Genomic DNA, 12,156 nt, shown 5'->3' with positions numbered 1-12,156 from the left:
CTACTTGCAGCCGTAGACCGGCCAGGGATGGCCGGTGAGGAGCCACTCGCCGTCGGTCTGGCGCAGCTGGAACTCCTCGCGATGCTCCCACGTGTCCAGCATGCCGCCCTGGGATTCCGTGATATCCGCCAGGACCGTGGCACGCTCGCCGGTCACCTTGGTGTCGGCGACGGTGAGGCTCACGCGCAGCGGTCGCGGCACCCCGGGCAGGGGGGCGGAGCAGCCGAGCGAGGGGTCCAGATAGGTGACGGCCTCCTCGTCGTCGCCCCTGATGAGGGCCAACGCGTACAGCTGCACCACACCGTCGGGCGTGGACGGGTCGGCCTCCGGCTGCTGACGGGTCGCGGTGAAAACCGCCGCGAGCACGGCCAGCAGCGCCACGATCGCGATCACCACCGCGAGCACCACGTTCGGGCGCGTGTTCATACCCCCAGAGTCCTCCTGTCCGCGCCCCATGGGAAGGGGTCTCGCAAGCGCGTTGCCGTGCGTGTCGGGGTGGCGTGCCAGAATCGACGCCATGACACGCGTGATCGCGCTGGACCGGCGCTCCTGGTCCAAGGCCACCTGGCCGCTCGGCACCCACCCCCACGCCGAGGGCGTCACCTTCGCGATCTACGCCCCGGCCGCCACCAGGGTCCAGCTGGAGATCTACCCGGACGCGCTGGGGGCCTCGGCGGAGCGCACGTACCTGCTCGTCAAGGGCCGCGACGGCGTCTGGCGGGCCTGGTTGCAGGGCCTGCAGTTCGGCGCCCTCATCGGCTTCCGCGCCTGGGGGCGCAACTGGCGCTACGTGAAGGGCTGGAAGCCGGGATCGGACCTGGGCTTCGTCTCGGACCTGGACCAGGACGGCAACCGGTTCAACCCCAACAAGGTGCTGTTCGACCCGTACGCCCGCGAGGTCACGCACAACGTCTTCACCGATCAGCTGCACGACTACGGAGTCAACGACGGCGTGTTCGGCACCGGCGGTGACCTGGTCGACGGGGTCCCCCGGCGCAACATCGACACCGGCCCCTATGCGCCCAAGGGTGTGCTCATCGCGGACTACACGCCCGTCACGCCCAAGCCCCGGATCCCGGGCGAGAAGAACGTCATCTACGAGGTGCAGGTCGAACAGCTCACCGGGCACCCCTCGGTGGCGCGGCTGTCGCAGCTGCTGAGCCGCGAGCCGGGCTTCGAGGGCGTGGTCGACATCCCGGAGGAGTTCCAGGGCACCTACAAGGGGGCCGGGATGATGGCGCCCTACCTCAAGGCGCTGGGCGTGACCACCGTCGAGCTGCTGCCGGTGCACGAGACCAACGCGTCGGAGTCCGCCCGGCACGGCGCCGTGAACGCCTGGGGGTACATGACCCTGTCGTTCTTCGCCCCCAACCGCCAATACGCGGCGGACAAGAGCTGGTGCGGGCCCACCAGGGAGTTCAAGGAGATGGTCTCGGCGTTCCACGACGCGGGCCTCGAGGTGTACCTCGACGTGGTGTACAACCACACCGCCGAGGGCGGCAACTGGAACGGCGACGTCAACACCACCGGCTTCACAAGCCTGGGCGGGTTCGCCTGCGCCGAGTACTACCAGATGACCTCGGACAAGCGGCTCATCGACGGCGCCACCGGCACGTCGAACCAGGTCAACTACTCCTCGCAGGCCGCCCGCAACATGGTGCTGGACTCCCTGCGGTACTGGACGCAGGACATGCAGGTGGACGGCTTCCGGTTCGACCTGGCAACCGTCCTCGGGCGGCTCCCCGGAGAGGCCCATCCCGACGACTGGGCCAGGCAGAAGCGCTTCTTCTCGGACCATCCGCTGCTGGTGGACATCGCGGACTTCGCGCGCGAGGAGCGCATCGAGGTCATCGCCGAGGCGTGGGATCTGTGGGGCTACGAGGTGGGCAACTTCCCCCGCGGCTGGGGCGAGTGGAACGGCCGGTACCGCGACGCCGTCCGCCGGTTCACCAAGGGCGACGCCAACATGGTGGCGTTCACGGACATGTTCAACGGGGACTACCACCACTTCCACGACAGCGGCGGCGCGCAGAAGACCATCAACTTCATCACCGCCCACGACGGCTTCAACATGGCGGACCTGGTGTCGTACCAGGAGAAGCAGAACGACCAGCCGCCGCCCTTCGGCCCGTCCGACGGCGGGTCGGACGACAACCTCTCCTGGGACTCGGGGGGCTCGCAGGCGCTGCGCCGCCAGCGGCTGCGCAACCTGTGGACCATCCTGTTCTTCTCCCGCGGCGTGCCCATGATCGTGGCTGGAGACGAGTTCGGCCGCACCCAGAACGGCAACAACAACCCGTGGGCGCTGGACTCGGTGGCGATGCGCAACAACTACGCCATGATCCCCACCAACGCCCCGCAGCGGGTGCCGGTGGCCGACGGCGTCGACGAGCCGTACCACGACAACCTGGGCCAGTACGAGACGCCCTCCCATGTCAACGGGCAGTTCCGCTTCGCCACGTTCCTCGCCAACCTCCGCCAGCGGCACGAGGCCCTGCAGCAGAGACGCTGGGGGGACATGGTGGCCGACGACAAGGACGTGTCGTACCTCTTCCACACCCCGTCGGGTGAGGGGTTCCCCATGGAGGGGGACCGGGCGGTGTCCATCCAGATCGACTCCCCCGGGGACGACTTCTGGGTGATGATCAACATGGCGGACCACGAGATCGAGTTCAAGGTTCCGCCGCCCCTGGAGGGTTGTGTGTGGCGCCGCCTGGTGGACACCTCCACCTTCGCGGAGCCCGCGTGCAACTACTGGAACGAGGGCGAGGGCATGATCGTCTCGGACAGCGCGACGGTGGCGGCCTGGTCCGTCATCGTCTGGCAGGAACAGCCCAAGCCGGACGGCTCCCGTGTCATCCCCGTGTGGAAGGACTGACATGACCACTCAGACTGAGGGGGGCCCCGCCAGTTCTGCGGCGGGGCGGCGCGCCGCCGTCGTGTTCAACCCCACGAAGGTGGATCGCGCGGACCTGGCGAAGGCGGTCGCGGAGGCCGAAAGGTCCGCCGGTTGGGGGCTCTCGCTGTGGCTTGAGACCTCCGCCGAGGACCCCGGGGCGGGCATGGCGCGGCAGGCCGTCGAGGAGGGCTGCGCACTGGTGCTGGCCGTGGGCGGCGACGGCACCATCCGCGCCGTCGCCGAGGGCCTGAGGGGGAGCGGCGTGCCGTTGGGTCTCTGCCCCCGCGGCACCGGGAACCTGCTGGCCAGGAACCTGCGCCTCCCGCTGGGCAATCTCCAGGGCTCGGTGATGGCGGCGTTCAAGGGGGTCGCGCGCCCGGTGGACGTGGGGGTCGTCGACTGGGTGCGCCCCGGGGGAGACCACGAGGAGCGCGTCTTCGTCGTCATGGCCGGCATGGGGCTGGACGCCCAGATCATGTCCAGCACCGACGAACAGCTGAAGAAGCGGGTGGGCATGCTGGCCTACGTGAAGGTGGGCGTGGAGAAGCTGCGGCGCAACCACCGGATGCGCCTGCAGTTCCGCCTCGACGACCAGCCCCCGCAGCGCGCCAGGGTGCACACCGTGCTGGTGGGCAACTGCGGGTCCATCGGCGGCAACGTGATGCTGATGCCGGACGCCGCCGTCGACGACGGGGTGCTCGACGTGTTGGCGATGGAGCCCCAGGGCATGTTCGGCTGGGTGCGGGTGGCCTGGGGGGTCGTCGTGGACAACGGCATCTTCCGTGGGCGCCGGAACCGCGAGGGCGGCCAGGGCGAGCTGAGGTACCAGCGGTGCCGCAGCATCGAGGTGTGGCTTCGGGAGCCGGAGTCGATCCAGCTCGACGGTGACTACTTCGGCAAGGTGGTGTCGCTGTCGGTGCACGTGGAGCCCAAGGCACTCCAGGTGATGATGCCCCCCGGGTGGGAGCCGTCGTCGCCCGCGTGACGCGTCGGGGGCTGCCCCGACGGTAGGCCGGCCCAACTCCTGGGCTCGGCGCGTACGTCCCCTCGGTCCGGCTCGACGTCTCCGCGTGCGGCGCGACGAGCACGCGCCAACAAGGCGCTCGACATAATGGGCGCATGGAACTGCTCCCCATGACGTTCGCCTCCGGGTGGGCCTCCGGCATCAACGCCTATGCGACGGTGTTCATCCTCGGCCTGCTCGGGCGCTACGCCGGCACCGGCGGCGTGCCGGAGGGGTTCATGCGCACTGACGTGCTGATCATCATGGGAGTCCTCGCCCTGCTGGAGGTGATCGCGGACAAGATCCCCGTCGTCGACTCCATCTGGGACGTGCCGTCGACGGTGATCCGCCCCATCGCCGGAGCCGTCATCGGGGCGCTCATCGCGGGCGCCCAGGGCGACCTGCTGACCATCTCGCTGGCCGCCGTCGGAGGCGTGACGGCGTTGCTCAGCCACCTCTCCAAGGCCGGCATCCGGCTGGCGATCAACACGTCGCCGGAGCCTGCATCCAATGTCGCGGCCTCGGTGGCGGGCGACGTCGGCGTGGTCAGCGTCACCACGCTGGCGGTGCTCCTCCCGGTTGTCGCGGCCACCATCGCGCTGGTCCTGCTCCTCATCATGATGTGGCTGGCGTGGGTGTTGATGTCGCGGATCAAACGCGGATGGGAGTGGCTCAAGGCGCGCTGGGGCAACGGCGACGCCGGTTAGCGGCGTCGGGAGACGAACCAGGCGGCAAGCCCGCTGGCCACGAGCGTGAGGGTGATGACCCCGGCGAGCCGCGGGTCGGCCAGCCCGCCGCCCCCGCCCGCGGGGCCGTCGGTGGGGGCGGGCGCCACGGCGGTGGGCTCGCCCAGGTACGCCGTCAGCTCGGCCGCGACACCGTCGTCCGCGGGACCGGATCCGTCGCACAGGTTGGAGCGCCAGGCTTCGCCGTCGGCCTTGGCGAACAGGACGATCTCCATCCCCTCCTCGATGCCCTCCCAGCCGCAGCTGGCGCCGTCGACGGCGGTGAGGACCTGCACGGTGGCCGGAGGATCGCCCTTCCACACCTCGGCCAGCGCGACGGTGTAGGTGGCGTCCTCCAGGCTTGACGTCGGCTGGGCCGGCCGGTCCACCGCCACGACGGTGCCGCGGGCGACCACCTCCGCAATGTCCGCCTGCTCCGTCGGGGTGAGCGCCACGCAGCTGCAGGCGGCGGCGCGAGGGGCCTGCTCCCACGAGAGCACGAGTGTCGCGGCAAGGAGCGCGACGGCCATGAGGACTGCTCTGACCTTCATCACACCAGCGTGACACCGAGACCGGGCGGCGTCACCCCCGCCGCAGGTTCCGTGGCTGAAACGTGACCGTCGGGCCGCAGGCGGTCGCCCGGGGACGGTCCGAACCAGGCCGCGACCCCCGCGCTCCGTGCAAGACTGACGCCCATGGAGTTCACCTCGCTCTACCGGCACGGGTTCGCGCGGGTCGCGGCCTGCACGCTCCCGGTCACCCTGGCCAACCCGTCGGCCAACGCGCACGCGATCGCGGTGGAGGCCAGGGCCTGTCACGACGACGGGGTGGCGGTCGCGGTGTTCCCCGAGCTGTCGCTGTCCGGCTACGCCATCGACGACCTCCTGCTCCAGGACGTGCTCCTCGACGCCGTGGACCGCGCCGTCGTCGAGCTGGCGGACGCGACGGCGGACCTCCTTCCCCTGCTCGTGGTGGGGGCGCCGGTGCGCGCGGGCAACAGGCTCTACAACTGCGCGGTGGTGATCCACCGCGGGCACGTGCTCGGCGTGGTGCCCAAGGCGTACCTGCCCAACTACCGCGAGTTCTACGAGAAGCGCTGGTTCGCCGACGGCGCGGACCTGGACGTCTCCATGCTCCACCGGCCCGGCTGGCCCGCGGAGTTCGGCGAGGTGCCATTCGGCACCGACCTGCTGTTCGACGCCCGCGACGTGCCCGGCCTCACGGTGCACGTCGAGGTGTGCGAGGACATGTGGGTGCCGGTGCCGCCGTCGTCGCTGGCCGCGCTGGCCGGGGCGACGGTGCAGCTCAACCTCTCCGCCTCCCCCATCACGGTGGGCCGCGCCGAGGACCGGCACCTGCTGGCCCGCTCGTCGAGCGCCCGCAACAACTCCGCGTACCTGTACGCCGCGGCCAGCTTCGGCGAGTCCACCACGGACCTGTCCTGGGACGGCATGACGATGGTCTACGAGATGGGGGATCTCCTCGGCCAGACCGAACGCTTCCCCCACGCGGCCCAGCGCACCGTCGTCGACGTGGACCTGGATCGCCTCCGGCAGGAGCGGATCCGGCAGGGCTCGTTCGAGGACAACCGGCGCGCCGTCGGGGTGGGGGGGTACCGGAGCATCGAGTTCGCGGTCCGGCCGCCGTCGGGGGATCTCGGGCTGCGCCGCCCGCACGACCGCTTCCCGTTCGTGCCCGACGACCCGGCCCGCCTGCACCACGACTGCTACGAGGCCTACAACATCCAGGTCTCCGGGCTCGAGCGGCGGATGAAGGCCATCGGCGGGGGTGATGCGTCGAAGGCGCCGAAGATCGTGATCGGCGTGAGTGGGGGCCTGGACTCCACGCACGCGTTGATCGTCGCGGCGAAGGCGTGCGACAGGCTGTCGCTGCCGCGCACCCACATCCTGGCGTTCACGCTGCCGGGCTTCGCCACGTCGTCGCACACGAAGAACAACGCCACCCTGCTCGCCGAGGCGCTGGGAGTCACGTTCGAGACGGTGGACATCACGCCCATGGCCACCCAGCTGCTCAAGGATCTGGGCCATCCGGCCGGCGACGGGAAGCCGGTCTACGACGTCACGTTCGAGAACGTGCAGGCCGGCATCCGCACCGACTTCCTGTTCCGCGCGGCCAATCAGCGCGGCGGGATCGTGCTCGGCACGGGCGACCTCTCGGAGTTGGCGCTCGGCTGGTGCACCTACGGGGTGGGCGACCAGATGAGCCACTACGCCGTCAACACCGGCGTCCCGAAGACCCTGATGCAGCACCTCATCCGGTGGGTGATCTCCACGGGCCAGTTCGAGGAGACGGGCGTCAACGAGACCCTTGCCTCCATCCTCAACACCGAGATCTCGCCCGAGCTGATCCCGGTGGGGGAGGGACAGAGACCCCAGTCCACGGAGGACTCCATCGGCCCCTACGCCCTGCACGACTTCACCCTCTTCGGCCTGCTGCGCCGCGGCTACCGGCCGAGCAAGATCGCGTTCATGGCGCACCACGCCTGGCGCGCCGTCGACGCGGGCCACTGGCCATCCGGCTACCCGGAGGCCGACCGCACGGCCTACGACCTGCCCACCATCAAGAAGTGGATGGCGGTGTTCCTCCGACGGTTCTTCGGCAACCAGTTCAAGCGCTCCGCCATCCCGAACGGGCCGAAGGTGCTCTCCGGCGGCGCGCTCTCGCCGCGAGGTGACTGGCGGATGCCGTCGGACGTCTCGGCGTCGGCATGGCTAGCGGAGCTCAAGGACAACGTCCCCGACTGACAAGGAGATTTCGCATGAAGGACCTGACCATCCTGCACAATCCGCGCTGCTCCACCTCGCGCGCCGGTCTGGAGGCCGCGGAGGCGTCGGGGCTGAGCCTGGAGGTGCGCAACTACCTCAAGGAGCCGCTCGACGAGGCCGCCTGGCTCGAGCTGCTGGAGATCCTCGACGCGGACCCCACCGACATGGTGCGCCGCGACAAGGCCTTCGACGAGCTGGGCCTGAGCGACGACGACGTGGCCAGTGCCGACCAGGTGGCGCGGGTGCTGGCGGAGAACCCGGCGCTGGCCCAGCGCCCGGTCCTCATCCGCCGCGACGGCGCCCGCCCGCGAGCGATCATCGGCCGCCCGAAGACGGCGGTCGCCCCCTTCCTGTCCTCCGCCGGCTGAGGCGCGACGATCGAAGGCGAGCAACTCCTTCCGTCAGCTGGCTGACTTGTAGGAACGCTCCTTCTCGCGCCACAAGGGCCGCCCGCGGCCCCGGACACTGAGGTGTGAGGAGCGAGGCGAGGACCTCCCATCGCTGGTTGAGGTGTGAGGTGCGAGGCGAGGACCTCCCATCGCTGGCTGAGGTGTGAGGTGCGAGGCGAGGACCTCCCATCGCTGGCTGAGGTGTGAGGAGCGAAGCGACGAGCCTCGAAGCCTAAGAAACGTTCCTTGTCAGCCCATATTTCCACGGTTGGAGGTGGTGTCGACTCTCCGCCACAGGCCCAAGGATCAGGCCGGGAGGACGTAGAAGTACATCAGGAGGTAGTGCAGGAACGCCGCCACGGCTACGAGCACGTGCCAGATCTCGTGGAAGCCGAACCGGCCGGGCCATGGGTTCGGCCGCTCGATCACGTAGATCACGAAGCCCGCGCTGTACACCAGGCCGCCAGCCGCCAGCAGGACGAGCGCCATGGGCGGCAGCGAGACGTCCGCACCCATCAGCACGACGCCCATCCAGCCCAGCGTGATGTAGAGGGTGTTGGTGACGTACTTCGGGACCCGTCGCCACACGGAACGCAGCACGATCCCAAGGATGGCGACCACCCACACAGCGCCGAACACCGCCCATCCGTACACGGTGCGGAAGAGCACCAGCACCAGGGGCGTGACCGTGCCGGCGATGAGGAAGAAGACTGACGCGTAGTCGACTGTCCGCAGCGCTTCATTCAGCCGGGGGCCACGATCGAGCCCATGGTGGAGCGTGCTCGCCGCGAACAGCGTCATGAGCGATAGACCGTAGATGCTGAAGCCGACGACCTTCCAGGGGTCTCCTAGAGCGACGGCCTGGGAGACGAGCAGGACCGTCCCCAAGACCGAGAAACAGAAGGCCGCTAGGTGCGAGAGGGTGTTGAACCGCTCGTCGGTCACGTGGACGCTGCCGTCCCTGCTTCTGTTGGTGGTGCTCACAAGCCGCCTTCCGCCGTGTGGCCGTGCGTGAGGGAGGTCCCGTCCTGGACGTAGTTTACCGGGGCGAAACTGTCGGACCTCCGTCGTAGCGTCGGCGTCAGTCGTCGACACTCGGGTCGGCGCGCGGACGGTGGGAGGTACTCATGGACGTAGTCGATGTGGATGTCATGGTGGAGGCGTCATGGGGCAGGTTCGAGCAGGAGTACGCAGCCGCGGTGCGGGAGCTGCGGCCGGGGCAATACCTGCTGGCGAGCGTCGATGACGGATACAACGGTGAGGACGACGAGGACGGCGAAGAGGGCGGATACGTGGTGACGGGCACCCCCTCCGTCATGACCTTGGCCTGGGAGGGCGAGGTCGGCGTCATCGTTGAGGGCAACGACGTCCTGGCGTGCGCCTATCGCCTGACCCGGGCCGACATGTCCGCATTGCGGAAGTGTGGGCTGCGGCGTTTCAGCAGGCACAGCTCGGCGTACCGGTTGGTTCTTCCCGTGAGTGAGGCGGCGCGGGCGGCTAGTGTCGCGGCCTCCGTGCTCCGCGACGTGTTCTCCGTGATCCACCCGTCCTTCCTTCAGGGTGGAGGATTCTCGGTCGGCGGCCAGGCCCGCATCCAGTGACATCGCCACGTCTCCACAGGCGCCCGGCCCCACCCCGATGGCTGAGATGCGAGGAGCGAAGCGACGCCCCTTTCCGCTGGCTGACTTGTAGGAACGCTCCTTCTTGCGCCACAAGGCCGCCCGCGGCCCCGGACACTGAGGTGTGAGGGCGCAGCGACGAGCCTCGAAGCCTCGGAGACGTTCCTTGTCAGCTTGCGTTTCTTAGGCTTCGAGGCCGCTGCGCGGCACCTCAGCCAGCGAGGGTGGCCGTTCCTCAACCGGCGAGGATCTCCCCGACGTCGGTCCACTCGCGTCCGAACGCCTCCGCCACCGGCCGCGACGCCAGCGCCCCGCCGTGCGTGGACAACCCCCTCGCCAGCGCCTCGTCGCGACGCATCGCCTCCCGCCAGCCGTGGTCCGCGATCGCCTCGACGTAGGCCAGGGTCGCGTTCGTCAGCGCCCACGTCGACGTGTTGGGCACCACCCCCGGGATGTTCGAGACGCAGTAGAACGTGGAGCCCTCCACCTGGAAAGTGGGGTTCTCGTGCGTCGTGGGGCGTGAGCTCTGGAAGCAGCCGCCCTGGTCGATCGACACGTCCACCAGCACCGAACCCGGCTTCATGGAGGCCACCATGTCGTCGGTGACCAGCTTCGGCGCCCGCGCGCCGGGCACGAGCACCGTGCCGATGACGAGGTCCGCCCCCAGCACCTGCTCGCGCACCGCCAGCGTCGACGACGCGATCTGGTGCACCCGGTTGTCCCACCTCCAGAAGCTCATCCGCAGCTTCTGCAGGTCGGTGTCGAGGAGGGTGACGTCGGCGCCCATGCCGAGCGCGATGTTGGCGGCGTTCTGGCCCGCCACGCCCGCCCCGAGCACCACCACCTTCGCGTTGGCCACCCCGCCGATCCCGCCGAGCAGCACGCCCCGGCCGCCCTGGTTCTTCAGCAGCGCGTGCGCGCCCACCTGGGGCGCGAGGCAGCCGGCCACCTCGCTCATCGGGTAGAGCAACGGCAGCAGCCCCGACGACAGCTGCACCGTCTCATAGGCGATCGACGTCGTTCCGGCGGCCAGCAGCGCATCCACCAGCGGCTCGTCGGCGGCGAGGTGCAGGTAGGTGAACAGCACCAGGCCCTCTCGGAGCCGGTGGTACTCCTCCGCGATGGGTTCCTTCACCTTCAGTACCAGCTCGGCGTCGCCCCACGCGGTGTCGGCGTCCTTGACGATCTCGGCGCCCACCGCGCGGTAGTCGTCGTCGCTGAACGACGAGCCCACCCCCGCGTCGTGCTCCACGAGGACGCGGTGTCCGCGGGCGGTCAGTTCGTGCACCCCGACGGGGGTGATGGCCACCCGGAACTCGCTGTTCTTCGTCTCTCGGGGCACGCCGATGCGCATGGGTCGCTCCTTGCGGGGTCGCGGGCCGCGACGTTGCGGCCGACGCTTCAGGCTAGCGGCCAGCCGGTCCGGCCGTGGATCACTCGGGCGGTCGCAGGGCCTCGAGCTGCCGACACCTCAAGCCTCGCCTGAGGCTTCTCAGTTGGTGCCCTGTTGCGCGTGAGGAAAAGCCCTTGCCAGAGGCGGGGGGTGAACCAAGCTGAGAATTACATCTGAGAAATTCTTGGAATTCTCAGGTATCGGGTGTTACGGTCGGGCCCTCGCGGATCCGTGGAAAGGACCCACCACCATGTTCAAGCGCTTCCTCCTCGCGGCCATGGCCACGCTGATGGGCGCGGTGTCCCTCGGCGCCGTCGCACCCGGCGTCGCGCACGCGGCCACCGATCCCTACACGCAGCCGGGCCAGCACTACGTCAACGGCCGCTACTGGCGCACGGAATGCGAGAACTACTCGGACACCGTCATCCGGTGCCGCACCGAGATCTGGGCCACCAAGGTGGTCAAGGAGAACGGGGCATACCGCCAGCGCAACGGGTGGGTGTTCAACAACCTGACGTACCTGGCCTCGGACCGCGCGCAGTGGGAGGGCAACCCGCTCGGCAACAAGGGCACCTGGACGGACGCCGACGGCCGCGCCTGGCGCACCGACTGCGACAGCGAGGTGACCGGCGGCAACGGCTGCCGCACCTACGCGGAATCAACCGTGGTCAGCTACCAGAACGGCCGCTACGTGCAGTACACCACCGAGGTCTTCAACAACCTGGTGCACTTCTCCTCCGACGGCGCCGCCCCGGTGACCGCCATCCCGCCGCGCACCCCGGACATCGCGGGCTTCCCCGTCGAGCCGGACCCGTCGTCGGCCCCTGTGACCACCTGCAAGGCCTCGTACTACTGGCAGGGCAGCAAGACCGCCAACGGCGAGAGCTACAACCCCGACGGTCTCACTGCCGCCCACCGCACGCTGCCCTTCAACACCATGGTCCGCGTGGTCAACCCGGCCAACGGCAAGGAGGTCACGGTGCGGATCAACGACCGCGGGCCGTACATCGACGGCCGCTGCATGGACCTCTCGCGTGGCGCCATGACCATCCTCGGCGGCACCTCCGCCGGCGTGATCACCATCAACTACCAGGTTCTGCCTGGCTGAGCAGGGATCCCCCCTCCCCGACCGACGGGGCCGCGCCGACCGCGCGGCCCCGTCGGTCTTTCTGCGCGCCCAGGTCTACGTGGGGGTGGGCACGAATCGCCGTCGGAGTTGGGGGTCGAGGTCGCTATGGGCGTCGGGGTCGGGTTGCGGCGGTGTGTCGTGCTCAGGGCGGCGGCGGATGGGTGGTGGCGGGTCGACGGTGAGGGCGGCGGGTTTTGCGCGGTGGGGTGGGCA

At 69.5% G+C, this 12,156-nt stretch carries 11 protein-coding genes; 7 read left to right on the top strand and 4 right to left on the bottom strand.

What is annotated here, in order from left to right:
• The gene (locus tag ACZK5D_RS08945) at positions 1-426 is read right to left on the bottom strand and encodes a hypothetical protein (protein ID WP_463665037.1); all 426 of its coding nucleotides are present in this window, start codon (positions 424-426) and stop codon (positions 1-3) included.
• A 91-nt stretch (positions 427-517) separates the two neighbouring features.
• Here ACZK5D_RS08945 and ACZK5D_RS08940 point away from each other — a divergent pair, with 91 nt between their 5' ends.
• The 3 genes from ACZK5D_RS08940 (at position 518) to ACZK5D_RS08930 (ending at position 4,609) form a co-directional block, all read left to right on the top strand.
• On the top strand, positions 518-2,878 hold the full coding sequence (locus ACZK5D_RS08940; RefSeq protein WP_463665036.1) for a glycogen debranching protein: 2,361 nt from the start codon (positions 518-520) through the stop codon (positions 2,876-2,878).
• Position 2,879: 1 nt separating this feature from the next.
• Positions 2,880-3,884 carry a diacylglycerol/lipid kinase family protein gene (locus ACZK5D_RS08935; protein WP_463665035.1) on the top strand — a complete coding sequence of 335 codons (1,005 nt, stop codon included), beginning with the start codon at positions 2,880-2,882 and terminating at the stop codon, positions 3,882-3,884.
• Positions 3,885-4,018: 134 nt separating this feature from the next.
• Entirely contained in the window at positions 4,019-4,609 is a 591-nt protein-coding gene (locus ACZK5D_RS08930) for a DUF4126 domain-containing protein (RefSeq protein WP_463665034.1), read from the top strand.
• Here the strand turns inward: ACZK5D_RS08930 and ACZK5D_RS08925 are convergent.
• Positions 4,606-5,178: a netrin-like domain-containing protein gene (locus tag ACZK5D_RS08925; protein ID WP_463665033.1), complete on the bottom strand. Its 573-nt coding sequence runs from the start codon at positions 5,176-5,178 to the stop codon at positions 4,606-4,608. The genes ACZK5D_RS08930 and ACZK5D_RS08925 overlap by 4 nt on opposite strands.
• Positions 5,179-5,322: 144 nt before the next feature.
• Here ACZK5D_RS08925 and ACZK5D_RS08920 point away from each other — a divergent pair, with 144 nt between their 5' ends.
• Both ACZK5D_RS08920 and ACZK5D_RS08915 read left to right on the top strand, forming a co-directional pair.
• Positions 5,323-7,392 (top strand): NAD(+) synthase, encoded by a 2,070-nt coding sequence (locus ACZK5D_RS08920; RefSeq protein WP_463665032.1) that lies wholly within the window; start codon positions 5,323-5,325, stop codon positions 7,390-7,392.
• 14 nt (positions 7,393-7,406) lie between these two features.
• A complete protein-coding gene (locus ACZK5D_RS08915) occupies positions 7,407-7,781 on the top strand; it encodes an ArsC/Spx/MgsR family protein (protein ID WP_463665031.1) in 375 nt (124 codons plus the stop codon).
• 327 nt (positions 7,782-8,108) lie between these two features.
• Here ACZK5D_RS08915 and trhA read toward each other — a convergent pair whose 3' ends face one another.
• Entirely contained in the window at positions 8,109-8,786 is a 678-nt protein-coding gene (gene trhA, locus ACZK5D_RS08910; protein WP_463665030.1) for a PAQR family membrane homeostasis protein TrhA, read from the bottom strand.
• 143 nt (positions 8,787-8,929) lie between these two features.
• Between trhA and ACZK5D_RS08905 the strand changes: the two genes are divergently transcribed.
• Complete coding sequence (locus ACZK5D_RS08905; RefSeq protein WP_463665029.1) at positions 8,930-9,403, top strand: TY-Chap domain-containing protein; 474 nt, start codon at positions 8,930-8,932, stop codon at positions 9,401-9,403.
• 253 nt (positions 9,404-9,656) lie between these two features.
• On the opposite strand, the gene ald is transcribed toward ACZK5D_RS08905, so the two are convergent.
• Positions 9,657-10,775: an alanine dehydrogenase gene (gene ald, locus ACZK5D_RS08900; protein ID WP_463665028.1), complete on the bottom strand. Its 1,119-nt coding sequence runs from the start codon at positions 10,773-10,775 to the stop codon at positions 9,657-9,659.
• Positions 10,776-11,064: 289 nt separating this feature from the next.
• Here ald and ACZK5D_RS08895 point away from each other — a divergent pair, with 289 nt between their 5' ends.
• A complete protein-coding gene (locus ACZK5D_RS08895) occupies positions 11,065-11,922 on the top strand; it encodes a septal ring lytic transglycosylase RlpA family protein (protein ID WP_463665027.1) in 858 nt (285 codons plus the stop codon).
• Positions 11,923-12,156 lie beyond the last annotated feature (234 nt).

This window comes from Tessaracoccus yangjingae, assembly GCF_055326235.1.
This window is presented reverse-complemented; position numbering and strand designations above follow the sequence as displayed.

What these genes read in the sequence shown, in the direction of transcription:
- ACZK5D_RS08945 (WP_463665037.1), bottom strand. Translation starts at nt 426, where the DNA reads ATGAACACGCGCCCGAACGTGGTGCTCGCGGTGGTGATCGCGATCGTG.
- ACZK5D_RS08940 (WP_463665036.1), top strand. Translation starts at nt 518, where the DNA reads ATGACACGCGTGATCGCGCTGGACCGGCGCTCCTGGTCCAAGGCCACC.
- ACZK5D_RS08935 (WP_463665035.1), top strand. Translation starts at nt 2,880, where the DNA reads ATGACCACTCAGACTGAGGGGGGCCCCGCCAGTTCTGCGGCGGGGCGG.
- ACZK5D_RS08930 (WP_463665034.1), top strand. Translation starts at nt 4,019, where the DNA reads ATGGAACTGCTCCCCATGACGTTCGCCTCCGGGTGGGCCTCCGGCATC.
- ACZK5D_RS08925 (WP_463665033.1), bottom strand. Translation starts at nt 5,178, where the DNA reads ATGAAGGTCAGAGCAGTCCTCATGGCCGTCGCGCTCCTTGCCGCGACA.
- ACZK5D_RS08920 (WP_463665032.1), top strand. Translation starts at nt 5,323, where the DNA reads ATGGAGTTCACCTCGCTCTACCGGCACGGGTTCGCGCGGGTCGCGGCC.
- ACZK5D_RS08915 (WP_463665031.1), top strand. Translation starts at nt 7,407, where the DNA reads ATGAAGGACCTGACCATCCTGCACAATCCGCGCTGCTCCACCTCGCGC.
- ACZK5D_RS08905 (WP_463665029.1), top strand. Translation starts at nt 8,930, where the DNA reads ATGGACGTAGTCGATGTGGATGTCATGGTGGAGGCGTCATGGGGCAGG.
- ald (WP_463665028.1), bottom strand. Translation starts at nt 10,775, where the DNA reads ATGCGCATCGGCGTGCCCCGAGAGACGAAGAACAGCGAGTTCCGGGTG.
- ACZK5D_RS08895 (WP_463665027.1), top strand. Translation starts at nt 11,065, where the DNA reads ATGTTCAAGCGCTTCCTCCTCGCGGCCATGGCCACGCTGATGGGCGCG.